At 52.9% G+C, this 25,360-nt stretch carries 23 protein-coding genes; 15 read left to right on the top strand and 8 right to left on the bottom strand.

Translation table 11 applies throughout. From position 1 onward, the window contains the following. Positions 1-833: 833 nt before the first annotated feature. On the top strand, positions 834-4,940 hold the full coding sequence (locus tag ACYQ11_RS12095) for a CheR family methyltransferase (RefSeq protein ID WP_459924044.1): 4,107 nt from the start codon (positions 834-836) through the stop codon (positions 4,938-4,940). A gap of 105 nt (positions 4,941-5,045) precedes the next feature. Here ACYQ11_RS12095 and ACYQ11_RS12090 read toward each other — a convergent pair whose 3' ends face one another. Beyond that, complete coding sequence (locus tag ACYQ11_RS12090; RefSeq protein ID WP_459924100.1) at positions 5,046-5,342, bottom strand: DUF3786 domain-containing protein; 297 nt, start codon at positions 5,340-5,342, stop codon at positions 5,046-5,048. Positions 5,343-5,423: 81 nt separating this feature from the next. Here ACYQ11_RS12090 and ACYQ11_RS12085 point away from each other — a divergent pair, with 81 nt between their 5' ends. Continuing rightward, on the top strand, positions 5,424-5,807 hold the full coding sequence (locus ACYQ11_RS12085; RefSeq protein WP_459924043.1) for a transposase: 384 nt from the start codon (positions 5,424-5,426) through the stop codon (positions 5,805-5,807). A 410-nt stretch (positions 5,808-6,217) separates the two neighbouring features. Here the strand turns inward: ACYQ11_RS12085 and ACYQ11_RS12080 are convergent, their stop codons facing one another. Continuing rightward, positions 6,218-6,982 (bottom strand): hypothetical protein, encoded by a 765-nt coding sequence (locus ACYQ11_RS12080; protein WP_459924042.1) that lies wholly within the window; start codon positions 6,980-6,982, stop codon positions 6,218-6,220. A gap of 430 nt (positions 6,983-7,412) precedes the next feature. On the opposite strand from ACYQ11_RS12080, the gene ACYQ11_RS12075 reads away from it, so the two are divergent. The 7 genes from ACYQ11_RS12075 (at position 7,413) to ACYQ11_RS12045 (ending at position 10,845) form a co-directional block, all read left to right on the top strand. Further along, entirely contained in the window at positions 7,413-7,646 is a 234-nt protein-coding gene (locus tag ACYQ11_RS12075; protein WP_459924041.1) for a type II toxin-antitoxin system Phd/YefM family antitoxin, read from the top strand. Then, positions 7,643-8,083, top strand: coding sequence for a type II toxin-antitoxin system VapC family toxin (locus ACYQ11_RS12070; protein ID WP_459924040.1), 441 nt, complete (start codon positions 7,643-7,645; stop codon positions 8,081-8,083). Before ACYQ11_RS12075 ends, ACYQ11_RS12070 begins: the two co-directional genes overlap by 4 nt. Positions 8,084-8,150: 67 nt before the next feature. After that, positions 8,151-8,252, top strand: a complete 102-nt coding sequence (locus ACYQ11_RS12065) for a GFA family protein (protein ID WP_459924039.1) — start codon at positions 8,151-8,153, stop codon at positions 8,250-8,252. Between the two features lie 240 nt (positions 8,253-8,492). Beyond that, on the top strand, positions 8,493-9,332 hold the full coding sequence (locus ACYQ11_RS12060; RefSeq protein WP_459924038.1) for a pirin family protein: 840 nt from the start codon (positions 8,493-8,495) through the stop codon (positions 9,330-9,332). Positions 9,333-9,409: 77 nt separating this feature from the next. Continuing rightward, complete coding sequence (locus ACYQ11_RS12055; protein ID WP_459924037.1) at positions 9,410-9,661, top strand: hypothetical protein; 252 nt, start codon at positions 9,410-9,412, stop codon at positions 9,659-9,661. A 552-nt stretch (positions 9,662-10,213) separates the two neighbouring features. Then, the gene (locus ACYQ11_RS12050; protein ID WP_459924036.1) at positions 10,214-10,639 is read left to right on the top strand and encodes a hypothetical protein; all 426 of its coding nucleotides are present in this window, start codon (positions 10,214-10,216) and stop codon (positions 10,637-10,639) included. Between the two features lie 5 nt (positions 10,640-10,644). Further along, entirely contained in the window at positions 10,645-10,845 is a 201-nt protein-coding gene (locus tag ACYQ11_RS12045) for a hypothetical protein (RefSeq protein WP_459924035.1), read from the top strand. Between the two features lie 163 nt (positions 10,846-11,008). Here the strand turns inward: ACYQ11_RS12045 and metG are convergent, their stop codons facing one another. From metG to ACYQ11_RS12015, 6 genes are all read right to left on the bottom strand, one after another. Then, positions 11,009-12,943, bottom strand: coding sequence for a methionine--tRNA ligase (gene metG / locus ACYQ11_RS12040; RefSeq protein ID WP_459924034.1), 1,935 nt, complete (start codon positions 12,941-12,943; stop codon positions 11,009-11,011). A 56-nt stretch (positions 12,944-12,999) separates the two neighbouring features. Further along, positions 13,000-13,869, bottom strand: coding sequence for a PSP1 domain-containing protein (locus ACYQ11_RS12035; protein ID WP_459924033.1), 870 nt, complete (start codon positions 13,867-13,869; stop codon positions 13,000-13,002). 1 nt (position 13,870) lies between these two features. Continuing rightward, on the bottom strand, positions 13,871-14,893 hold the full coding sequence (holB, locus tag ACYQ11_RS12030) for a DNA polymerase III subunit delta' (RefSeq protein WP_459924032.1): 1,023 nt from the start codon (positions 14,891-14,893) through the stop codon (positions 13,871-13,873). Between the two features lie 165 nt (positions 14,894-15,058). Next, the gene (locus tag ACYQ11_RS12025; protein ID WP_459924031.1) at positions 15,059-15,337 is read right to left on the bottom strand and encodes an HU family DNA-binding protein; all 279 of its coding nucleotides are present in this window, start codon (positions 15,335-15,337) and stop codon (positions 15,059-15,061) included. A gap of 103 nt (positions 15,338-15,440) precedes the next feature. Further along, entirely contained in the window at positions 15,441-15,965 is a 525-nt protein-coding gene (gene nusG, locus ACYQ11_RS12020; protein WP_459924030.1) for a transcription termination/antitermination protein NusG, read from the bottom strand. Between the two features lie 61 nt (positions 15,966-16,026). Next, entirely contained in the window at positions 16,027-18,261 is a 2,235-nt protein-coding gene (locus ACYQ11_RS12015; RefSeq protein ID WP_459924029.1) for an LPS-assembly protein LptD, read from the bottom strand. A gap of 356 nt (positions 18,262-18,617) precedes the next feature. Here ACYQ11_RS12015 and tmk point away from each other — a divergent pair, with 356 nt between their 5' ends. The 6 genes from tmk to ACYQ11_RS11985 all read left to right on the top strand — a co-directional run bounded on the left by tmk (position 18,618) and on the right by ACYQ11_RS11985 (position 25,278). Further along, on the top strand, positions 18,618-19,277 hold the full coding sequence (tmk, locus tag ACYQ11_RS12010) for a dTMP kinase (RefSeq protein ID WP_459924028.1): 660 nt from the start codon (positions 18,618-18,620) through the stop codon (positions 19,275-19,277). After that, positions 19,274-21,550, top strand: coding sequence for a cysteine synthase (locus ACYQ11_RS12005; protein ID WP_459924027.1), 2,277 nt, complete (start codon positions 19,274-19,276; stop codon positions 21,548-21,550). The genes tmk and ACYQ11_RS12005 overlap by 4 nt, the downstream gene beginning before the upstream one ends. Before the next feature lie 13 nt (positions 21,551-21,563). Next, positions 21,564-22,535, top strand: coding sequence for a hypothetical protein (locus tag ACYQ11_RS12000; protein WP_459924026.1), 972 nt, complete (start codon positions 21,564-21,566; stop codon positions 22,533-22,535). Positions 22,536-22,720: 185 nt separating this feature from the next. Then, positions 22,721-22,909 (top strand): ferredoxin, encoded by a 189-nt coding sequence (locus ACYQ11_RS11995; RefSeq protein ID WP_459924099.1) that lies wholly within the window; start codon positions 22,721-22,723, stop codon positions 22,907-22,909. 331 nt (positions 22,910-23,240) lie between these two features. Continuing rightward, positions 23,241-23,573, top strand: a complete 333-nt coding sequence (locus ACYQ11_RS11990; protein WP_459924025.1) for a hypothetical protein — start codon at positions 23,241-23,243, stop codon at positions 23,571-23,573. A gap of 58 nt (positions 23,574-23,631) precedes the next feature. Next, positions 23,632-25,278, top strand: coding sequence for a ribonuclease J (locus ACYQ11_RS11985; protein ID WP_459924024.1), 1,647 nt, complete (start codon positions 23,632-23,634; stop codon positions 25,276-25,278). Positions 25,279-25,360: the final 82 nt, after the last annotated feature.

Raw genomic sequence — 25,360 nt, 5'->3', positions numbered from 1 at the left:
CACCAAATGCCCGTCATCCTCATAAAATTTAATAACTTCCGCAAAAATAATTCACCACGGAGACACGGAGAGCACGGAGAAAGCCACGGACAAATGATCCACAGATGACGCAGATGAACGCAGATGATTCCAAATCACACCACCGCCCCGCAAAAACGACCGCCTGGCGTAGGTTGGGTTGAGGCACGAAACCCAACAAATGGGCTTTTATTATCAATGCATTCGGTTTCTATTGTGCTAATTTGTCAAGATTAAAGATGTGACCCCAAATTGTTGATGACCCCAAATTGTGATGACCCCAAATTGTGACCCCAAATTGTTCAGAAAAATCGTTGAGAAAACAACCTTGCTTTTACTGGATCTTCTTGGTGACATGTAGCCGTCATGGACTATGACGTTGACACGAATGAACCCGCACTGCCCCGTCCACATCTTCGTTACGGTCGTGCCGGACGATGACACGGCGACCAGGGCCTACCTGGTCGCTTTTTACATGTATGGGAATGACTCCGGCATCCGTTGTTTTTCAGATTAACAGGTTGCTGTGTCATAAATGACAGGGAATGATATTTTATGTAAGGCAAACACAAATCCCAACATATATTGACCGCTTATAAGCCATCGACCATAATATACTGATTTTTAATTGACATACGCCCCTCTTGGCTTTATAATTTTTCATCAAAAAACGCACTGTCACAAAAAAACAATCTATATAATTAGCAGGTTGGCTGGAAACAAAAAAACAATTCAGTCTCCACGTCAAATAACGGATGATTCATGGAGCCAACCCTTCCACAAAAAATGATAACGCGTCACCAAAAGGTTTCTCTATGATATCACCCAATCATTCCCATGATTCAGATTCCTTTGAAACAACCCTGGTTGCCATTGGCTCATCTGCAGGTGGGATTGAAGCCTTGCGGGAAATTTTGCCCGGTATTCTTCCAGGAAACAACCTGGCCGCAGTGATCCTGCAGCACCATGACCCCGATCATTACCACCTGCTGATGACAATTCTGGAAGAAAGTTCGAACTGTCCTGTAACCATCATCGAAGAGGGTGAAACGATCCAACCGGATCGCATCTATATCCCCCCTGCCAACAAAAATGTCAGTATCGATCATGATATTTTCAGGTTGCAGGCTATTCCAGACCAACAGGCAACGGCACCTTCCATAGATCTTTTTATGATATCGCTTTCCAAAGCCAAACAATTCAGGGGGATTGGTATCATCCTCTCCGGAAATGGCTCTGATGGTGCCTGCGGGATTCGCGAGTTAAAGTCTGTCGGTGGTATTATCATTGCGCAGACACCGCAAAGCGCCAAATTCCAGGACATGCCACGAACCGCCCTGGCAACGGGATGTGTCGATCTTGTTCTAGAACCCCAGCAAATCGAAACTGAACTCTCGGAAATCTCCAAAAACGGTCTTCAATTGATCACGGAGGTTGACTTGGAAACGTCATCTGATGAGATCGACCGTATTCTGGGATTGCTTTACGAAAGAACGGGCTGCGATTTTTCCGATTACAAACTCACCACCATCAACCGGCGCATAGGTCGGCGCATGTCGCTGAATAAAATGGTGGACCTTAAAATCTATGCCGATCACCTCAATTCTTCTGATGATGAAATAAACCTTCTATTCAAAGACTTATTGATATCTGTAACCAGCTTTTTCAGAGATCCGGATGCCTTCGGTTCCCTTGAAAAAGTGTTTCAAAGTATCATTGAACACCGCCAGGACTCCGATAAAACCATTCGAATCTGGGTTCCCGGTTGTGCCACAGGGGAAGAGGTCTATTCCATTGCAATTACATTAGCCAGAGTCCTGGGTGATCAAATAGGCAAATTCAAGATCCAAATTTTTGCCACCGACGTGGACCCTTCGGCCGTGGCCATGGCTCGCAAAGGAATTTATCCAAAAGCCGCCTTGGCAGGAATCAATGATACCCTTTTAAAACAGTACATTGTCCAAAACAACGGACTGTTTCAATTGTCCGAAGCCATCCGCAACATGATTATCTTTTCTCATCATGACCTGCTCAAAGACCCGCCCTTTTCCCGGATTGATCTCATCAGTTGCCGTAATGTCCTGATCTATTTCAACACCCACTTGCAAAAACGGGTCATGTCCATTTTTCATTACGCGCTGAACGCCAATGGTTATCTCTTTCTGGGGAAATCGGAATCAGGCAGCCAAATATCGGATTTGTTCGTCCCGGTGGATACCCGCCAGAAAATTTTTCAAAGACGTAGCGTGTATAGGCGTCCACCCATACATGTTCAAAATCGCAGAACAATCGGATACGCTAAAACCGACGCAATGGGGATGGAACGAAAATCCGATTTTTCCGCCAAAGAGACGCTTGAAAATCTCTTGCTTAAACTCTATGGACACAGCAGCGTTCTGGTTAATGACCACATGGACATCATCTATGTGCATGGAGATGTAAGCCCTTTTCTGGGTTTCTCACCAGGAACCGCTGACTTAAACATCCTGTCCCTGGCCAAGGGCAACCTTGGCATCGATCTGCGCATCATTATCAACAAGTCCCTCAGGGAAAACAAGGTTGTTCACAGCAACCCCATTGCCATGCCTGATACCAATGGGGGGCGTCTTGTACGCTTAACCGCCTCTCCGGTTCCCGCCATAGCAGGTGAAGAGCGGTTGATCATGGTTGTTTTCGAACGCATTCCGGAAGTATTCAAATCCGTTATAAAACCGGTTGTGGTAGAAAGCGTTTCCGACCAGGAATTGCGCATTGCCGAACTTGATCAGGAATTGACCGCAACCAAAGAATACCTGCAGACCACCATCGAAGAACTTGAAAATACAAATCAGGACTTGCTTTCCCTTAATGAGGAGTTGCAATCCACCAATGAAGAACTGCAATCAACAAACGAAGAACTGGAAACATCCAATGAAGAGATGCAGGCGGCCAATGAAGAGTTGATTACCCTCAATGAAGAACTGGAAATAAAAACGAATGAACTGGCCAGGGCCAATGCCTCTATCAAGGAAAACGAAAATCGTCTGCGCACGTTGTACGAAAGCATACCCGTGGGAATTGGAGTCAGCCGCGAGGACGGCATGATCCTCGCTTTCAATGATGCCTACGAGAAGCTCTTTGGTTATACTGCCGAGGAGTTGCGCGGCATAAATGCCGTGAGGCTTTATAAAAACAGCCTGGAACGTCATGCCATTGTCACAAGCATCAAAAATAAAAAATCGATTCAGAACCTTGAAGTCGAACTGGTCCGCAAAAACGGGAACACGTTTACGGCCAACCTGACGGTGGCCCCATTTGCCTTCAACGGAACGACGGCATTGCTCGCAGTTATCCAGGATATCACGGATCGCAAGAAGGCTGATGCCGATTTGAAAAATAGCCAGAGTGCCTTGAAAGAGGCGCAACGTATTGCCCACTTGGGGAGTTGGGAATGGCAGGTTGGCAGTGAGTCCATCATCTGGTCTGAAGAAGTCTTTCGGATTTTTGGACTGACACCCTTTTCGTTTACCCCTACGTTTGCTGCGATCCTTAAATTTGTCCACGCGGAAGATCGGGATCAGGTGGCTCTTGCTCTGGAAGAAGCCCAACTTAAAGGCACCCCATTTTGCCTTGAATATCGTATTGTAACCCATACATCGGTTTTACGTACAATCCAGGTTATTGGTGCAACAGATAGGGAGACCAATGGCACGGTGAACCGGATTTTTGGCACGGTTCAGGATATCACCGAACGCAAACGTGCCGAAGATGAAAAGATTCATCTTGAGAAGCAACTCCAGCAGGCCCATAAAATGGAGGCCATCGGCACCCTTGCAGGCGGCATTGCCCACGATTTCAACAACATCCTTACAATTATCATGGCCAACACGGAATTGATCCTCGCCAACCCGGATGTCAACGAAAACACACAGACCCATCTGGAACAAATCAACATTGCCAGTTTAAGGGCCAGGGACCTTATTCAACAATTACTCAACTACAGTCGCAAATCCGATCTTTTACAAAAACCGATCAATATGGCAACCGTGGTCAAAGAATCGCTGCGATTCCTGCGTGCCTCAATTCCCAAGTCCATCGATATTACCGAAAACATTATGGACAGCACCGGTACGATCGTTGCCGACCCCACCCAGATTCATCAGGTGATGCTCAATCTGTGTTCCAATGCCGCAGACGCGATGCAGGAAACAGGAGGATCTCTTTCGGTGGAACTCGCAGCAGTCTACCTGGATGGTGAGCAAATGGAAAGGTATCCGGGACTCAACCCCGGTCCTCATATTCGTTTATGTGTGAAAGATACGGGCTCAGGCATCCCGCTTGATATACAGAAACGAATTTTTGAACCTTTTTATACGACAAAGGAAACAGGCAAAGGAACCGGCATGGGGCTTGCCATGGTGCATGGCATCGTTAAAAACCATATGGGACATATTAACGTGCAAAGCCGTTTGGGCATTGGTACTCTTTTTGAAATTCTTTTGCCGAAAATGGATATCCAGGAGGAAGCGCCTCAGGTCATTATTAAACCGATGCCTAAAGGTGACAACGAACATATCCTGTATATAGATGACGAGGACATGGTGTTGAGTGTGGGGACCAAGATATTACGATCACTGGGTTACAAGGTGACGCCTATCAGCAGTGGCACAGAGGCCATTGAGGTTTTAGCAGCTGCCCCCCAAGACTTCGATATCGTAATCACTGATTATACGATGCCCAAGATCACAGGTTTAGAGCTTGCAAAAAAACTGTCAACTATTCGAAATAATATTCCAATTCTACTTTGCACCGGTTTAAGCGGCACGGTACCCGACCATAAAATAAAAGAGTCGGGCATTACCGACGTTCTTTATAAACCCTTTATGAAAAGCGAAGTTGCCGTAGCACTCAGGAATATTTTGACTGAACGGTTCACTCTCTGATCAGACCCAAGTTTCCTTTCTTATCGGCAGGCAGCGCTTCGTTCAAAGCAATAAAACCAAAGCATCACGTTTCTTTTTAATGTTGGAAAACAAACATACCGCTAATCAGAAACCATGCCGCATCGCAATCTTCTTGAACATCATGGCCAGGCCTTCACTCATGGTATAGATGGATTCGATGTCAAGATTGGCATCCGATGACGCATCAAAATAAATGTAAAGATCGGACTCAAGGCCATCTTCCGGTTTCCAGTAGCAGACCATCACCGGGAAAAGCGGCATGGGATACAGCACAATGGAGATATCGGAATCAATATGGCTGCTTATTTCCTTGCCATCGAAAATGTCCAGCATATCCTTGAAAAGGTCCGTATACGTATCGGCAACCGGTTTTAACGGGATTTCACAACATCGCTGGAAGTGCGAATCGGTGTCAAATCTTTACTCTTGAAAAATCATTAAATATTTCATAATTTCAGCCCCATGGCGAGACAACTAAGAATTCAATATGACGGCGCATGTTATCATGTCACCGGTCGGGGGAACGAGCGGCGGGATATTTACGGGGACCATGACGATTATCTGATGTTCCTTGAGAAACTGTCGGATTCCCTTGAGGTGTATAACGTTTCCTTGCTGGGCTATGTCTGCATGACCAATCATTATCATCTTCTGGTGACGACACCTGCGGGGAATCTGTCGAGCTTCATGCGTCATTTCAATATCGCGTATACAAGCGCCTTCAATCGTCGTCATGACAGGAGCGGGCATTTGTACCAGGGGCGGTATAAATCCTATCTGATCGATGCCGACAGTTATTTGAAAGAAGTATCCCGGTATATTCATTACGGGAACAGCCCCATTTAAAGGAAATCCGTTCATCGTCCAGCCCTGAAACCCTGATTGAAGCCTTTTGCAGGCGAACCGGAACGAACCGGAATGAGATCTGCCGACGGGGAAAAAACTCAATTGAACGATCGATGCTGATGGAGCTTCTTTATCGCCTCTGCAACATCAAACAACCCGACATCGGCAAATACATCGGCCATATCGATTACAGCTCCGTCAGCATTTCAAGGAAGCGATTGCGGTTGAAAATGGAAAAAGAGTTGGAATTAAGGCACCGATTTGAAGGGCTTTTGGAGGATTTGTCAAAAATAAAGATTTGACCCAAAGTCACCTGCCTGGATTTATGGGGCCGGTCAAGACCTTGGAATGAAGGGAACGGCAAAAAAATGCCCTGTATCACGGGCGTGAAACAGGGCATGGATCAGGGGCTACATGTTGTTCATCAGGTTGTCGATGACCTCGGTGAAGCCCGGATTGGGGCCGTCCAAAGCTTCGAGCTGCTCTTTGCATTCACGGCAGCTGATCTCACCGTCCTCGACAAGGTGAAAAATCCAGAACGATGCTCGGATAATCTCTGCGGCGCCCCACACCTCTTTTTCTCCGATTTCAACAACATAATCGCCCACATTGCCATTGGGCTCCCAGATGTAAATTCTGTAAAGGCCCGCTTTGTTCACGACGATATCGAGGTTGTTCTGGTCGTAGTATGATTTATAGGTGTAACTCTCATACCAGGCCTCACCCTGTTCGGGATTGGTCAGAAGGGCCATGCCTTCGCTGCCGCACATCCGAAAAGGCAGGCCCTCGGTGCGTTCAGGTTTGGGAAGGTTTTCCTGGGCCGGCCCCACAACGGCCACCATGGGGCGCACATCGGAATAGGCGTCACATGCCGGAACCATGGTGCCTAAATACAATTTTCGGCCGGTGACGCCATGGTCATCGGTCACGATTTCAGCGATATCATTACCCAGAGCGTCCGGGTCAAGATCCTTTTCATCCAAAATAAAATAAAGCAGGTCCTTATCCCGTGAGGTTTCAAAGGTCATGTAATAGGCAACGGATTTTTCAATGGGCGTATTGATGTTTGCCGCCCAGCGGTCCGATGTGTGGACATACGGCACATGGGCGTAGGTCAGGGTGCTCGTTGCGAAAAGAACGCCTAAAACCAGTGTTGATGTGATGACGTGTTTCATGGCTCCTCCTTAAAGCAAATGAAGGTTTAGTGTTGACGGCGTACCGGCGTTTTATGTGTACCGTCAAGGACGATTGTTAAGGACGTTTTTTTATCAAACTCAGCACGAATTTGTCCGAAGGAACAAGCGGGATGTTTTCACGTAACAGACGCATGGCGTCAATGGACTGGAATTGCATTTCAGAATATGTTTAACGTCATAGCCGGAAATCAAACATAGATCAAGCTTCATTTTTTCTTGTGACTTTGAGCGGGCCACTTGATTGGAGGTTTCATTTTATTCTGGAACTGTCAAACTGTTAGTGTCCACCGGCAGAGCCGGGGGTTTTCCCAAATGAATAAAACCTGTACATTGGCCTTCAAGCCCTCTCTTGACAGTGTGGCCCTGTTTATGTACACTTGAATGTACATTTAATCAGAGGAGGCACGATATGAAGACAATCTCATTCACAGATTTCAGAAAAAAGGCTTCAAACTTTATAACTGAGGTTGAGCATGGAGAGACCCTTATTCTTCTTAGGCGGGGAAAACCTATTGCGGAGATAATTCCATTTACTGACAATATACCCCAAATACCGTCATGGAAACGTAAGAGTACTCGCTTACAAATTAAAGGGAGCGACCTTTCGTCTGCAATACTTGAAGAACGTGAGTCTGAATCATGAAAGTTCTAATTGATTCATCTGCACTTGCCAAAAGATATGTCTTGGAAGTAGGTAGTGATGAAATAGATCGACTCTTACAGAATGCTTCACAACTGGGTCTATGTACCATTCTAATCCCTGAAGTAGTATCGGGGTTAAATAGACGACGACGTGAAAACAATCTTTCTGATGACGATTATAGGGCTATTAAAACCCAATTGATGAAAGATGTCCATGATGCTGTAATTATTCAGATTACCCCGGCTGTCATTTCGCATTCGATCAAGCTTTTAGAGTCGAATGTATTGAGGGCGATGGATGCTTTGCATATAGCATGTGCGTTGGAATGGAAAGCAGAACTTTTTATAACTGCAGATAGAAGACAATATAATGCTGCGATAAATGCTGGGCTTCTCTCTGAATTCATCGGCCAACAATTGTTTCCAGGCGACGGCTAAACGCCGCGCCTGAAGCGTGCGTTGTTCATCCACTCTGCATCAGTCATAATCATGGCGAGTTTTATCTATGAGTATAACGTCAGGGTCATGCCTTTGCGGTGAGGTCACGTCCGAAATAGAAGGTGATTTTGATAATTTTTACCTTTGTTATTGTAGCCGGTGTCGATAAGGTCACGAATTTTACATTTCCTTCAACACAACAAATCATTTTGCTCAATTTGTGGATCGGCACTCAATGTCATGAACTTAAGACCCTGATGGGCACGCTGCGCTTTGCCCATCCTACGGGCGACACAAGGTAGGATGGGCAAAGCAACGCGTGCCCATCATGTGAAACAACGAAATCACTCGTTAAGTTGATGACATTGGATCGGCACTTCCAAAAAAACATTGACGAGGAGGGTGACACATGGAAAGAACCATTGAGCACAAGGTAACGGGGTTTCGAACACAGGATGGAGCAGGGGTCAACCTGGTCAGGGTTTTAGGTAACAAGACCGTTGACGCATTCGATCCGATATTAATGCTGGATTCCTTTGACAGCAAAAATCCCGATGATTATACAGCGGGGTTTCCGCTCCACCCACACAGAGGCATCGAAACGATCAGTTATGTGTACCATGGCTATATGACTCATAAGGACAGTCTGGGCAATGAGGATACCATTGGTGACGGGGAAGTCCAGTGGATGACAGCAGGTTCCGGTATTCTACACGAAGAAAAACTCCCCGCAGCAGAAAGACTGCTCGGTGTTCAGCTTTGGCTGAATCTTCCTGCAAAGGATAAAATGGTTGTTCCGGCTTATCACAGTATCAAAACCACAGAGATTGAAGAAATAGAGTTGGAAAATGGAAAATTGCGATTGCTCGCAGGGGAATATGAAGGAAGAAAAGGGTATGCCGGCAGACATCTTCCCCTGGATTATTACGATATCCATCTCAATGCACATGCCTCTGTTGTCGTGAAAACGGATACGACACGATCTGTCATGGTGTTCACGCTTCTTGGAGACGCATATATCGGGGACGAATTAGTCAAAGAAAAAACGGCGGTAAAACTTACCATGGGTGACTGTGTCAAGATAAAAGCATCAGACAAACAGGCCCAGGTTCTGTTTATGAGTTCATACGCTCTATCTGAACCGATCGTCTGGGGCGGACCGATTGTCATGAACACAAGGGAAGAATTGAATAAAGCCTTTGACGATTTGGAGAGGGGCACATTTTTACATAGCAAAATTGCTTACTGAGAAAAAAGAAAAGAAGACAGGTGAAAATCAACACGTGATACCACATTGCTATTCTATGTCATTGACTTAAGACCCTGATGGGCACGCTGCGCTTTGCCCATCCTACGGTCGAACAAGGTAGATGGGCCAAGCAACGCGTGCCCATTTCGATTGTGAATCAGGGTCATGTGACAGACGGCGCATGCTGTCATGTCATCGGTCGAGGGGACGAGCGGCGGGACATTTACAAGGATCATGACGATTATCTGCTGTTACTTGAAAAACCGTCGGATTCCCTTGAGGTGTACAACGTTTCATCGCTGGGATTCGACATTAACGCATCGATTTGATGTGATTTTCGATGATTTGTAAAGGATAGAAATTTGACCTGACGTGGCCGTATTATTAAGGATGAGCCTATGTGTCGGGTTTCGTGCCTCAACCCGACGATGGGCGGTCGCTTTGGGCGGGATGGGGTCGGCATCATTTGCGTGTTTCACGGGCCTTGCCCCGTGACGACCTGTTTTTCTCTGCGCCTTCGTGTCTTTGCGAGAGACCCCAAAAACCCGTTTGTCCGCCTTTTCAAAAGGCGGGCTCCCGGCAGGGCCGCCGGAGGCCATTGGGCGGTCGCAGACCGCCCCTACCTCCCTGTCTCCTTGGTGAATCCGTTTTGTCTGACGATGATCAACAGAGCCATCTTTTTCTTTGACTTGAGTTCCCCCTCAAACGTATGATGGACAAAAAACGACCGATTGGGGCAGGCTTTGGAAAAGAATAAACTGACATCCATGATATCCATTCTTTCGAAAACGTTTGTCGAACGTAAGATACCGGTCTGCCTCATCGGTGCCTTTGCGCTTGGTTTTTTCGGTCTTCCTCGGCATACCGTGGATATTGATTTCATGGCCGATGCGACCCATTGGGACCGGATCCATGAGGTTATGGCCGGAGCGGGTTATACGTGTTTTCAAAAAACAGGGTCCTTTGCACAATTCGATTCCGACTATGACATCTTCGGCAAGGTCGATTTCATGCTTGTCGGCACACAGGACGGTCGGGACATGTTAAATCGCAGCGCCCTGATCGATGCTGAGATCATAGGAGAAATTCGCGTCATTCAGCCTTCGGACTACATTGTTCTCAAGCTGCTTGCCATCGCCAACAACAAGGAGCGACAGCTGAAAGACGAGTCGGACATTGCGGAATTCTTCAAAAGCGTTTCGGAGTTCGGTTTGTCCGATAAATTTGAACCCCTGAATGTAGAGCGGATTCGTTTGTTTGGAGACTCGTTCGGACAGGGTGACCTTATCAGAAAGTACACAGGCTGAAACCCATGGATCGGAATGATGATCACACATACCTGCCGGGCTCCAACGATCGGATTCGGGTGTTCAACCTGATTGATCGGACCTTCGAACTTTCCGTCCGGAAAGGCCCCCACCCCTTCGACATCAACTGCCCCTGCCTCGCCTGCATGACCAAACGGAAAAAGCGACTCTATCCCATGACTACCTTCTGGACGTATACCCTTTAACGATTTGGGTACGCCCTGTTTTTTCTCTGCGCCTTTGTGTCTCCGTGAGAGACCCCAAAAACCCGTTTGTCCGCCTTTTCAAAAGGCGGGCCCCCGGCAGGGTCGCCGAAGGCAAAGGGCGCACATTGTGCGCCCCTCTATGTTCATACACAAATTTTAACGTTTATTTGACCGGGGTGCCGGGTTTGATCGGGGCGTCGAAGGAGGCGACGGTGAAGCCTTTTTTGTCTGCGGCGGCCAGGATCATGCCTTCGGAGAGTTGACCCATCAGTTTGGCGGGTTTGAGGTTGGCCACGATGATCACCTGTTTGCCGGTCAGCTGGTCCGGGGTATAGCTTTTGGAGATGCCGGCCACCACGGTGCGTTCCCGCCCTTCACCCATGTCCACCGTGACCTTGAGCAGCTTGTCCGCCTTGGGGATGGCTTCGGCCCGGATGACCGTGCCCACGCGCAGGTCCAGTTTCTGGAATTCCTCGAAGGAGATTTCCGGTTTCAGTTCCGGTTTCAGCGTCGGGGCCTGTGCTGCGGCCGGTTCGGCCTTGGGTTTGACCTCGATGCGGGGGAAGAGGCCTTTGATTTTTTTCAAGGGAGAACCCGGGGGCAGACTTCGCCAGGCCTTGAGTTTATCCAGAAGGAAAAACGACGGATCCTCGGCGATGCCCAGGTGATTTTGCATGGTTTTGGCCGTATCGGGCATGACCGGGTAGAGCAGGCCCGAGGTGACCCGAAGGCCTTCGAGCAGGTTGTACATCACCGCCTGCAGACGGGGGGTGAGGGCCGGATCCTTGGCCAGGTCCCAGGGGGCGGTTTCATCGACGTATTTGTTCATGCGGCTGATCAGCTTGAATACCGCGGCAAGGCCTTTGTGGAAGGCGAAGGTTTCCATGGCCTCGGAAAAATCGGTGATCGCCTCCATGGCGTCGGCCTCGAGGCTGAGACCCGCCTCCGTTTCCACGGCGGGATCGCAGGGGGGGACCAGGCCGTCGAAGTATTTGAAGCTCATGGCCAGAACACGGGAGAAGAGATTGCCCAGATCGTTGGCCAGATCGGTGTTGATACGCTGCACGATGGCCTCTTCGGAAAAATTCGAATCCAGACCGAAAACCATGTCCCGCATCAGAAAAAACCGGTAGGCATCCACCCCGTAGGTGTCTTTGAGGGTCAGGGGGTTGGCCACGTTGCCCAGGCTTTTGGACATCTTGCTGTCGCCCATGTTCCAGAAACCGTGGACGTTCAGGGACTGAAACAGCGGCATGCCTGCGGCCTTGAGCATGGTGGGCCAGTAGATGGCATGGGTTTTCAGGATATCCTTGGCGATCAGGTGCTGGACGTGGGGCCAGAAGGTCTTGTAGGTTTCCCCGTCGGGATAGCCCAGGGCCGAGGCGTAATTGAGCAGGGCGTCGAACCAGACATAGGTGACGAACCGGTCGTCGAAGGGAAGGTCGATGCCCCAGGTCAGACGGGTCTTGGGCCGTGAAATGCACAGATCTTCCAGGGGTTCCTTGAGAAAAGACAACACCTCGGTCCGGTACTGTCTGGGGCGGATGAAATCCGGATTGTTGGTGATGTGGTCGATCAGCCAGTCCTGATAGGCGCTCATTTTGAAGAAGTAGTTGGATTCCTTGATGCGCTGGGGTTCGACTTTGTGGTCCGGGCATTTGCCGTCGACCAGTTCCCGTTCCTGGTAGAAACGTTCGCAGCCCACGCAGTAGAGGCCTTCGTACTCGGAATAGTAGATCTCGCCCTTGTCGTAGATGGCCATCAATACCTTGGCCACCACGGCTTTATGGCGCTCTTCGGTGGTCCGTATGAAATCATCGTTTGAAATATTCAGTTGGGGCCAGAGGTCCCTGAACAGCCCGCTGATCCGGTCGGCGTATTCCCCGGGGCTGGTGTTTCCCTTTTTGGCGGCTTCGGCAATTTTGTCCCCGTGCTCATCGGTGCCGGTCAGGAAATAGGTGGGGACATTCTTCATGGTATGGAAACGCCGGGCCACATCGGCGGCGATGGTGGTGTAGGCATGGCCCAGGTGGGGCCGGGCGTTTACGTAATAGATCGGTGTGGTGATGTAAAATGGGGTGTGGTTGCTCGTTGTCACGCTGATTCGTTTCCTTTTCAAGCAGGCGGCGGGCTCCGTTCAGGAAGCCCGCCGGTTCAGATCTGATCCGGGGTATCGTCGGTGCCCGGCGTTTGCACGTCGGGTTTTGCGGCCCGGGTGCCGTCCTCGGACAAAGGCTGGATGTCTCTGAGCTTCAGCTCGCATTCGGTGTTGTCTTCCAGTTTGACCGTCAGGCGGCTGCAGATCACGTTATGCCGGATCACCTTGCCCTTGCCCTTGGGCGTGGTCACGACCTTCCCGATTTTCGGGAAATCCTTTTTCAAGGCCTTGTAGGTCTCGTTTTCAAAGGTCAGGCAGCACATCAGCCGGCCGCACAATCCGGAAATTTTGGTGGGGTTCAGGGACAGACCCTGTTCCTTGGCCATGCGTATGGACACGGGATCGAATTTTTCGATGTAGGAGGAACAGCAGATCTCCCGGCCGCAGCGGCCCAGGCCCCCGCACATTTTGGCCTGGTTGCGGATTCCAACCTGACGCATTTCGATGCGGACCCGGAACTGCTTGACCAGGTTCTTGACCAGCTGGCGGAAATCCACCCGGCCCTCGGCCGTGAAGAAAAAGGTCAGTTTGCTGGTGTCGAAGGTGCTTTCCACGGAAAACAGGTGCATGTCCAGCTTGAGTTCGGCCACCTGTTTCTGGCAGTACTCGTAGGCCTCGTTTTCAAGCTGAATGTTTTTTTCCCGCTGGTCGGTATCGGCCTCGGTGGCCAGGCGGAACACCTTTTTCAGGGGACTTCGGGAGGTTCGCTCCGACAGGGGAACCGGCGCAGTCGCCACCACCCCGTAACCCAGGCCCTGCTCGGTGGTGACGATGACCTTGTCCCCCACCTCCAGGACGAAGGGTCCGCAACTGAAATCGTATATTTTGCCCGAAGGCTTGAATCTGACGCCCACTACTTTATGCATATCATACCCGCGATAGATTGAAGGCCATGGCTTCAAGGCTGAGCCTCAGAGCCGCATTGGCCAGGATGTCTTTGTGCGCCCGCTGAATGTGGGCGTTCATGGAAAGAAGGCTTGGAATGGAAAAACGCCTGGAAAGTCCGTCGATGACGGATACAAGATCCCGGTTGAGGATTTTGTCCGGCGAGATTTTGTAGATGACCAGATCCCGGATCAGAGCGGTCATAAACTCCAGGGATTGAAGTGCATCGTCTTTTTTTGACGCAAGCTTTTCCGCAAACAGAAGGCCGGTGAGAACCGACCCCCCGGCCAGGGCGTCGAGTTCGCCGGCAATCCACTGCCGATTCCTCGAAAAGGCTCCGCCGCGTGCATCCGCCCGGGACAGGGCCATGGCCCTGCCGAGGCTGCCGTCGGCCATGGCTGCCAAGGCGGTGGCCCGGTCGGGCGTCATGCCCTTTTCGATCAGACACGTTTCGATGCTCCGTCGCGTAATCGGATTGAATGTGACCTGCTGACACCGGGAAAGGATGGTGGGCAAAAGGTCCGAGGCCTGATGGGTAATCAGAACGAACATGGTGCCTGCCGGAGGCTCTTCCAGGGATTTGAGCAGGGCGTTGGCCGATTCGGGGTTCATGGTGTGGGCGTCGTCGATGATGACCACCCGCATGCGGGCTTCGTTGGGTCTGATTAAAAGCCGTGTGCCCAGTTCCCGGATCTGGGCGATCTTGATCAGGTTGCCCGACGGGGCGACATGAAGGATGTCCGGATGGACCCCCGTCGTAATTTTACGACAGGACCGGCACCCACCGCAGGGAAAAAGAGACGGGATCGTTGTCGGACCGGCCGTCTGTTCCCTGGCCGCGATGGACCTTGGGCAGTTCAGCGTCATGGCCAGCGCATGGGCCGCCGTCTTTTTACCGATGCCGTCGATGCCGGTGAACAAAAGGGCATGGGGCATGGTGTCCTTCCGGAACAGGGTAAGGAGACGGGTGAGGGCTTGGTCCTGATCGATGATCTGTTCAAACATAAAACCGATTTCCAAACTCGTGTGATCCCAAAAGGATCGTGTCTGGGCCGAACGTCGAGCAAAACGGCGTTTGGAACAAAAACCCCTTAAAAGTTCCGCAGAGCTTTTAAGGGGGTGATGATCCGGGAACGTGACGGGGCCGGACAGAGCCGCCGTACACCGGGGCTACTTGTAGTCCACGCGTTCCTTCAGCTCCTTGCCGCATTTGAAAAAGGGCAGCTTTTTGGGCTTGATGGTCACTTTTTCGCCGGTTTTCGGGTTGCGTCCCGTGTAGCTTTTGTATTCCTTGACAAAAAAACTGCAAAGTCCCCGGATTTCAACCCGGTCGCCCTTGACCAGCGCGTCTGTCATCGAATCAAAGAAAATCTGAACCACTTCCGCCGCTTCGGCCTTGGAAATATCTGCGTCGTTCTTGAGAGCGGAGATCAACTCCAACTTATTCATATAGCCTCCTTCATCGAATGCGAAAACGTCCGGGTTATCTCCGGCTTAAACAAGAGAAATTAATAAACATAATTTGATAGTAAGTCAAGCACTTATACATAATTTATAAAATCCGTTCGATATCTTCCTCGTCGACTTCCACCGAGGCGGACTGGCCGAGGATGTCAATGAAGACAAGGACCCGTCCCGTTCCCCGGTACGCGGAAAAGATTCCGGTGACGCCGGTGAAGGGCCCCCGGACGACCATGACCTTCTGACCTTTCCGGAACAGGTTTTCGGTCAGGATTGACTGTCCGGAGCGGACCATGATCCGGAGGGAATCCACAATGGGCGTGTCCACCGACACGGGTCCTTCCTTGTTTCCGATGATTTTCACGGCACCGGGGGTCTTGAGGATCGACAGGTAGCGATCGGCCTGAAGGTCGGTCTTGACGAAGACATAGCCGGGAAAAAGGGGCAGATCCAGCATCACGCGGCGGTCTTTGCGTTTGCTTGGAACCCTGGCCGTGGGCAGGAAGGCCTCGATGGATTTCTTGACCAGGACGTCGTGGACGACCTTTTCGGCCCGGCTTTTGGTATGGAGTACATACCAGAGGGGGGGCAGGGTTTTGATCAACGGCTCGTTCATAATCGTGACTCGTCTTTTATTAAGGTACGATGACGCACCGGTCTTCGGGCATCATCGGGCATCATTCGGCCTGGTCGGCGCTGAAACTGCTTCCGAATTCTCCCAGGCCGCTGAGGTTGAAGGTCATGGTGTATCGCTTGTCGCCCGGTTCATGGGTGTAATCGAATGTAACACCCCAGCACTGGGAGGTGTAAATCACGCCGGCGCTGCTTTTCAGGTCTTCCCGATCCAAAAGGTTCCGCTCGTTCTCTCCGTAGACGGCCAGCTGGTCGGTGAGGACGACGTGGGCGAAGGTTCTCAGGTATTTCACGCCGTCATCGACCGCCGCGGTGACATCATCCCTTGTGTAGCGGTGCTCCACGCTGAGCCGGTCGCCCCGGCGGTCATGGATCGATGCCGTGAGGTTCCCTTCGGTCAGGTGGCGGTCGTAGTGGGACCAGCTTGCGTCGGCCGACAGGTTCAGATAGTCCCGGGGTGAAAACAGAATTTCTCCGTAAAGGGGAAGAAAGGGCTCCCGGGATTCTTTGTTTCTCAACTGGGCGACGTCCCGCTCACGGGCTTCGTTCATATCATAAACCTGTTCGAGTTTGAAACGGCAAAATTGGCGGTAACCGTATTTGGGTTTTGCGGCGGGTTTTTCCGGATCATCGTCCCGGAACCGGCTGGTCAGGATGTTGTTCAAAGACAGTGTGAGGGTGCTTTCGGGTTCAATCCGGTCGAGGGCGGTGAAATAGGGGTAGTCGGTCTGGTCCTTGTCCGGCGTGTAGGCGTATACCAGTTTGGGGGTGATGCTGTGCTTGATCCGGTCCGTCCGGTCGCCGTCGATCCGGAAAATCCGGTAGAAATCCGTGGACAGGTCGAAGGACAGATCATAGATGCTGCGGAAATGAGACCCGTTCAGGTCCGCCTGGGTTTCGTCTTCGTCGTCGATATTCCAATACGTGTTGCGGACACCCACGGTGGATTCCAGGGAAAACAGGTTTTTCGCCCTCATGGGCAGGATCAGCCGGGGGTAGACATCGGCCCGACGGCCGGTTCTCAGGCGTTCGGTGGTGTCCTGCCTGAAAAAATAGGTGTATTCCGAGTCCAGGTCGTAATAGAGGGGCGTGGTCCACAGCCTGCGCCGGGAGGCAAGAAAATCAAGGGTCGGCAGTTTCTGGAGGGTGGTGTCGTCCCTGCCTGTCCTGCGGTTGACCACATGATCGTACCAGTAGGTGCTCGCACTGAAATTGAAGGACGTCCAGCGCTTGTTGTAGATCAGGCTGTTGGTCCTGATATAGTCGTCGTCCTCTTCCAGGTCACGGCCGAAGGTGTCTGTGAACACGTCCTTTGCGGCCTCGAACCCGTTTTTCATGGCGGAGAATTCCCGCAGATAGTCCTGGTCGCTGACGATGTCCGTATCGAGTTTGATCGTGGATCCGTCGGGCAGGGTCTGGTTCTGTTTGGTTCTGATCCAGTACCGTTTGGTGTTGGGCCGGTTCACGCTGTCGTCATAGCCCCAGAGCCGGGTTGATTCCTCGCTGCCGTCGTCCGTGCGCCGGTCGGTCAGGTAATCGGCCATCAGGGTGCCCAGGGAGGTGTCGCTCTGCATGTACCGGTATTCCAGACCTTTCATGACGCCCCGCCTGGACATGGATCGCAGATAAAACGTGGCGTCGCTGTTATCGTTGACGGCCCAGTAGTACGGCTGGAGATAATCGGTGCCTTTCCGTTCGGACTGGGAGATTTCCGGAGGCAGAAGACCGGACTGGCGTTTGATTTTCACGGGGAAGACGAGAAAGGGCGAATACAGAAGGGGCAGTCGCTTTGCCCAGAAGGCCGCATGGAAAACCTGCCCGTAGCCTTCGATGGTCACGGTCATGTCATAGCCGGTGAACTGCCAGTCCGGTCGGTCCCCGTCACAGGAGGTGATGCTGACCTTTTCGGCGGCATAGGTCGTCTCTCCGGTTTTCCGGATGCGTTCTCCCCGGATGTACACATGGTTTTCGGCAAGGAAGATGCTGCCCTCGTATAAGGTCCCCTGGTCGGTGTTCAGATTGAGCAGCAGCCGGTCCGCCGAGGCCCGGTCGCCGTCCCGTGATGTCAGCACCACGTGGCCCCGGGCAAAGGTCGCGCCGGCCATTCGGTCGTATTCCAGATAATCCGCGTCGATGGTCTGGTTGTCCCGGCTGATGGTCACATGGCCGTCGGCGGTGTAGATGCCGGTTTCCCGGTCGTAGTCAAGGCGGTCGGCCACGATCTGCCAGGGCCCTTCGCCCATGTCCTTGTCCAGAGCCCGGACCGGTGGGGCGGTCATCGGCAGGATCACCGAAAGACAGACGATGAGAACCCGGGCAAGAAACCGTCTCCGCCCGAAGACGGACGGGCACGCCGGGAGGGTACTGCCAGGCCTTCTTAAGGAAAAACGCATAAAGGTTTGCCGGTCTCGGGTTGACGGATGATTGAAAACAGTTTTAATTCCATGGGTTATCCAAAGACCTGTTTTCAATCGACCACGGGGTGATTGCAATGGACGTTAAAAAAGCCGTACCATCTGATAACAGCTTGAATACGGCAGAGAAAAACAGTATAAAGCCAAAAAAAGATTAAAAGTCAAGCTATTGTTGACCGTTGACCAATAATCCGTCACCTGAATCAGGCGGGGCGTTTTTTATGTTCATTACATTTGAAGGCATCGAGGGATCGGGCAAGACCACCCAGATCGGGAATACGGTCCGGTTCCTCGAAGGGCAGGGGATGTCCTGTCTGGTTACCCGTGAACCGGGGGACACGCGCATCGGAAAGAAAATCAGGCAGATCCTCCTTGATCCGGAAAACCGGGAGCTGGAACCCCAGGCCGAACTGTTTCTGTATGCCGCCGATCGGGCCCAGCACCTCCGTGAGCGTATCCTTCCCGCCCTTTCGGCGGGGCGGGCGGTGGTCTGTGACCGTTTTTTCGACGCCACCACCGCCTACCAGGGCTATGCCCGGGGCATCGATCTTTCGATGATCGAGGGCATTCATCGCCAGGTTCTCGGAGATCTGAGGCCGGATCTGACCGTGCTGTTCGACCTCGATCCCCGCATCGGACTCGACCGGGCCTGGAAAGAGATTGACTGCGGCGGCCGGTCCGGCGATGAAACCCGTTTCGAGCATGAAACCCTGGCCTTCCATGAACGGGTCCGCCAGGGCTATCTGGAACTGGCCGCCCGGGAACCCTCCCGGATCACGGTCATCGACGCATCCCAGAGCGAGGAGGCGGTCCGGCAGGCCATCATCCGCATCCTCGTGTCCCGTTTTTCCCTCTCAAAGACCGTGCAGGCGATTTCATGAGCACAAGCATCCTCGATACCATCGGCAACACCCCCCTGGTGGAAATCCGAAAACTCAATCCCAATCCGGCCGTGAGGATTCTGGCCAAACTGGAATATTTCAACCCCGGAGGCTCCATCAAGGACAGGCCCGCCCTGGCCATGATCGAAGACGGCGAGCGTACCGGTGAGCTGACCCATGACAAGACGGTGATCGAGGCCACCAGCGGCAACACCGGCATCGGCCTGGCCCTGGTCTGTTCGGTCAAGGGCTATCGCCTGAAGCTGGCCATGAGCGAGGCCGTGAGCATGGAGCGACGGAAGATCCTCCAGGCCCGGGGCGCAGAAATCATCCTGACGCCCGGCCATCTGGGCACCGACGGGGCCATCGACGAAGTCAAGCGGCTTTACCGGGAAAACCCCGGCGCCTATTTTATGAGCAACCAGTACAACAACCCGGCCAACTGGCGATCCCACTATTATGGAACCGCCGAGGAAATCTGGGCCCAGACCCGGGGCGAGGTCCGGGTGGTTGTGGCCACGATGGGCACCACCGGAACCCTGATGGGACTGTCCCGGCGGTTCAGGGAACTGAATCCGGATATCCGCATCATCGGTGTCGAGCCCTACCTGGGGCACAAGATCCAGGGCCTGAAGAACATGAAAGAGGCCCATGAGCCGGAAATTTATGAACGCTTCCGTCTCGATGAGAAAGTCAACATCGAGGACGACGCCGCCTTTGACATGACCCGGCGGCTGGCCCGGGAAGAGGGGCTTTTCGTGGGCATGAGCAGCGGAGCGGCTCTGGCCGTGGCCCTGCGTCATGCGGAAACCATGGACGGGGGCACCCTGGTGGTGATTTTCCCCGACGGCGGGGAGCGATACCTGAGCACGCCGGTGTTCGCGGTTCAGGATATTCCCGGCCCCATGCTGTACAACACCATCAGTCACTGCGAAGAGCAGTTCGTGTCGGCACGGCCCGGAAGGGCGGCCATGTACTCCTGCGGTCCCACGGTTCACGAACGCATGCATCTGGGCGTCTGCCGCCGCTTCGTCTTTGCCGATCTTCTGGTCCGCTACCTGAAATTCCGGGGTTTTGAGGTCAACCACATCATCAACGTCACGGATCTGGACGACAAAACCATCAAGGGCGCGGAGGATGCGGGGGAAGATCTTAAAACCTTTACAGATACCTATCTTGATCTGTTTCATCGGGACCTTGATGTTCTGGGGGTTCTCCCGGCAAACGCCTACCCGCGGGTCAGCGAGCACCTGGGCGAGATGATCCGGTTGGGCAGGGATCTGGAGGCCCTGGGCATGGCTTATGAAAAACAGCAGTCCCTGTATTTCGACATCGCACGGCTCGAGGATTACGGCAGCCTGTCCGGGGTGGATCTGGACAAGATCCGGCTGGGGCTCACCGTGGACCTGTCGGAATATGAAAAGGAGAATCCGAAGGATTTCACCCTGTTCAAGAAAAGCCCCGAGCATGAGATCGAAAAAGGCCTGGCCGTGTCCACGCCCTGGGGGATGGTCCGGCCGTCGCTTCACATTCAGTGCGCCGCCATTTCCATGAAATACCTGGGGCAGAGTTTCGACATCCATACCAGCAGCCGGGAGCTGGTCTTTCCCCACCATGAAAACGAGCAGGCCATCTGCCGTGCCCTTTACGGCAAACCCCTGGCCAACTACTGGATCCACTGCGACCGGGTGCTGGCCGGAGGGAAAAAGGTCGATGAAAAGGATAATCGCATCACCCTGGAGCAGGTGCTTGACATGGGATTCGCCGGCCGTGAGATCCGTTTCTGGATGCTGGGGACCCATTACCGCAAGGTGCTCCATTTTTCCGAAGACCGGCTGCTCGAGGCGAGGCGGTCTCTGCGCCGGGTGGATGCCTGCATCCAGGCCCTGTTGAACGTCAAGGAAGGCAGGCCCTATCCGGATCTGGACCAGATCGTCTACGACATCAAGCACGGCTTCATTCACGCCATGAATGAGGATCTGAACATCTCGGCGGCCATGGCCGCGATTCTTTCCGCCGTGCGCAAGCTGAACCTTCTGGTGCAGGAGAAAAACATCGATGAAGACGGCGCCCGGGAGGTGGTCAAGGTCTTCCGGGACATCGACGCGGTGTTCAATGTTTTCGACTTCCACGATGTCTTTGCCGATGAACAGGTGGTCCGGCTGATGGAAAAGCGCGAACAGGCCCGTGCCGACAGAAACTGGGAGCAGGCCGACCGCATCAGGCGCAGGCTCGAGGAGCTGGGCGTCAGCGTCCGGGACGACAAGATCTAAAAGGAAGGATATAATGACCCATCCCCTGTTTTTTCCCTTTACCGTTGTACCGCCCCGGGTGGCTGAGGTGATTGTGGGCTGTTTCGGAGCCCTTGACGTGCTCAGTCCTCTGGAAACGACCCATGCCGGTGACGCGCCCGGAATCCGGCGTATCGTTCCCGTGATTGGGGACGAGGACCGGTTGACGCTTTTTATTGAAGAATACCGGCGCTTTGCCGCGGTGAACCGTGAAAAGGCCTCGGCCTTTCTGATGGGATCGGGCGAGCCGTCACCCCGTGATACCGATTCGGCCTCAGGGATCCGGTCGGACATCCTTGCCCGGGCCGAGGGCCGTCTGACTGCCCGGCCGGAAACGGCAGACGACGGGGAGGCTCACAAACAATTCCTGGCCAGGGCCTTTCTGCAGATTGCCCAGGACTGGGACGAGGCGAATGCGGCCATCGATTCGGAACTGGACGCGGTGGTCCGGCGTGAACGGCAACTGCTTGAACAGCTTAAAGGCGATGATGACGAGGCCCTGGAAGGGCTTGGCCTGCCGAAGGGCCCCACCGGAACCTCGCCTGAATCCCGGATTCCCCTTCGCCTGGCCGCATGGGCACGGCTGTTTCTCTCGGCCCCGTCCGATACCGGAACGCGGGGCCCGGCCTTTTTTCTTACCCACAGCCCCGACGTGATCGCCCATCTGGAGGAATGCACCTGCCCCCTTGATCATGTGAGCGACCTGGACCTGTCCGCGGCAGACAGGGAGCAGGCGCTTCAAACCATCACGGCGATTCAGGACGGAACGGCCACCGCGGACCGCCCATGTGCTGCGGCAGGCCCCGTTACCTTGTCGCTTTACCGTGCCGCCGGGATTTCTCCCGATGTGTTCTTCTCGCGTCCGGCCGGTCTTTCCGAGGCGGCGTTACGATCTGAGTGCGGATCGGAGAACACCGTTATCGGGCTGATCACGGTTCGACAACATTCAATAATAATGCCAAAATGATTGAAAACACTGTTGTTCGGCATTTTTAAGACCCGGATCAAATTAATGAAAAACCATGTTGACAGGGTGAAAAAAATATATATAAGAATAAATCGATTTGTGGAAACGCTGTGAGGAAAACGGTTTTGCAAATCCCGACCCATTGGGTTATGTAAATATTTCAATTATTTTAAGGAGGCTTGAAAATGGGTTTTACACCGACGGTTGATGCCGACAAATGCACAGGTTGTGAAGAATGTGTTGACGTATGTCCCGTGGAAGTATTTGAAATGAAAGACGGCAAATCCTTCGTGGCCAACGGCGAAGAATGCCTCGGCTGCGAAAGCTGTGTCGAAGTCTGTGAATCAGACGCCGTGACCGTTGAGGAAGACTAAGGTTTGTAAGTTACGTTCTCCGGCCTAAGCTGTGGCATGGCCGGAGAATTTTCCCCCCATCCTTCCTGGTTCGTTTCACCGTTCGATATTCCATATAAAAACGTATTTCCCTTCCGAAGAGGACTGTATTCCGTATATTGGATGCCCAAGGAACTCTCTCGGGCGGCAGAGGGAATGGGCAAAACCCCTTGTGCCCATCAGGTGAACAGGGTAGAAGATCGGAACCGTCCCGGCCTCTCGTGCTCGTGGACGAATGTTACATGCGATTGCCCTGGTTGTCCCGAACAACCGCCTTGCCTGCATACACGAAATATGGTAATGGCTTTGAGTTATGAAACAATATGTTATTGATGAACTCAGAGACGAGGACTACCGGAAGGTCAAGGCCTGGCTGGACGAGCATTGCAGGGCGGCGGGTATTTCCGGTGTTTACTGGCTGACACTGCCCGAGTCGGTGCTGACCGATCTCCAACGGTCGCACACGGACTGCAAACCTTATTATCTTGGGCTGGAGCTGGACGAGAATGCGTTGTCCTGCGGACTGCTGGTCCGGGCCACGGGCAACATCAGATGCCACTGCATCGGTTACGCCACTAGGGACCAGCTCATCTGGCTGATTGAGACGATCGATGCGATGACGGCGTCCATCGGTGTGATTGTCTGACCGGTCCGGGTGTTGAAACATATTCGATTTTCACCTTATTATACAGGGATCTTGGCGGATGCTGAAAATTATACCACTGGGCGGTCTGGGTGAAATCGGCCTCAACATGATGGTCATCGAGTGCGACGGTGTCGGGCTGATCATCGATGCCGGACTGATGTTTCCCGAAGATTACATGCTCGGGATCGATATCGTGATTCCGGTGATGGACTATATCCGCCAGACCGACGCGATCATATCCGGCGTCTTTCTGACCCACGCCCATGAAGATCATATCGGCGCCCTTCCTTATTTATTGCGTGAAACCCATATCCCCGTTTACGGAACGGCCTTCACCCTGGGCGTGGTCAAACACAAGCTCGAGGAGCACGGTTTTTTCGATGTGGATTTTGTGACCGTCTCTCCGGATAAAAACGTCGTCCTCGGGCCCTTTGACCTGTCGTTTATCCGCGTCAGCCATTCGACGGTGGACGGCGTGGGGATCGTCGTGAAAACCCCCGAGGGGACCTTGATCCATACCGGGGATTTCAAAATCGGGCACGGCGGTTCCGAAACCATGATGACCGACGTGAACGCCTTCGCCCAGTGCGGTGCCGACGGGGTTCTGGCCCTGATGTCGGATTCGACCAATGTGGAAACCGAAGGCTACACCATCTCCGATCAGGCCGTGGCCGATTCCCTCCAGTCGGTGTTCAACGCAAGCACCGGCCGCGTGATCGTGGCCCTGTTCGCCTCCAACGTCTCCCGTATCCAGCAGATCATCCGCATTGCGGAAAAACGCGGCAGCAAGCTGATTTTCAGCGGTCGAAGTCTGGAAATGACCGTCGAGATCGCCAAGAAACTGGGCTTTCTCCATGTTCCCGACAACATGGAGATCGACGTCAAGGATGTGGATCTCTACCCGCCCCGCAAGATCGTCATGCTGACCACCGGCAGCCAGGGCGAACCCATGTCGGCTCTGGCAAGGATCGCCGCGGGTACCCATCGCCATATCAAGATCGAACCGGACGATACGGTGATCCTGTCGTCCAAGATGATTCCCGGCAATGAAAAAGCCATTTCGAACATCATCAACAGCCTGTACAGACTCGGGGCCAATGTGGTGTATGAGCGCACCTCCCATGTCCATGTGTCCGGGCATGCCTACCAGGAAGAACTGAAGATGATGATCCGGCTGACCCGTCCCGATTATTTCATTCCCATCCACGGGGAGTACCGCCATCTGGTGCATCATGCCCGGCTGGCCCAGTCGGTGGGCATTGCCCGGGATCATATCATCCTGGCCGAGAACGGGCAGGTGATCGGCTTTGAAAACAAGACGGGTAAAATCATCGGCAAGGTGCCCACGGGGCGGGTCCTGGTTGACGGCAAAGGTGTGGGCGACGTGGGTCGCAGCGTACTCAAGGAACGGCAGATGCTGTCCGAGGACGGCCTGGTGGTGGTGACCATCGTCTTTGACGAGGAAACGGGCATCATCATGTACGGGCCGGAGATCGTGTCCCGGGGCTTTGTGTTCTGGACGGCCACGGGTCATCTGCTCGACGACGCCCAGTGCGTGATCCTGGAGGTGATCGAAGAGGTGGGGCCCGACGCGCCCCGTCGCATCGATGTCATAAGGTCCCGGATCCAGAAGGCCCTGCGCCAGTATTTCAACTTTACCATCAAGCGGCGGCCGATTATCGTTCCCGTCATCATGGAACTATGACGGCTTCGAAAAACGTCCGATCTCTGCGTTACGCGTCATCCCTCGTCACTGCGGCGTACCCAAAAGTACGCCTCATTCCTCG

The organism is Desulfatiferula olefinivorans, assembly GCF_054657895.1.
The sequence above is the reverse complement of the archived record's forward strand: the minus strand, read 5'-3'. Positions and strand labels throughout refer to the sequence as shown.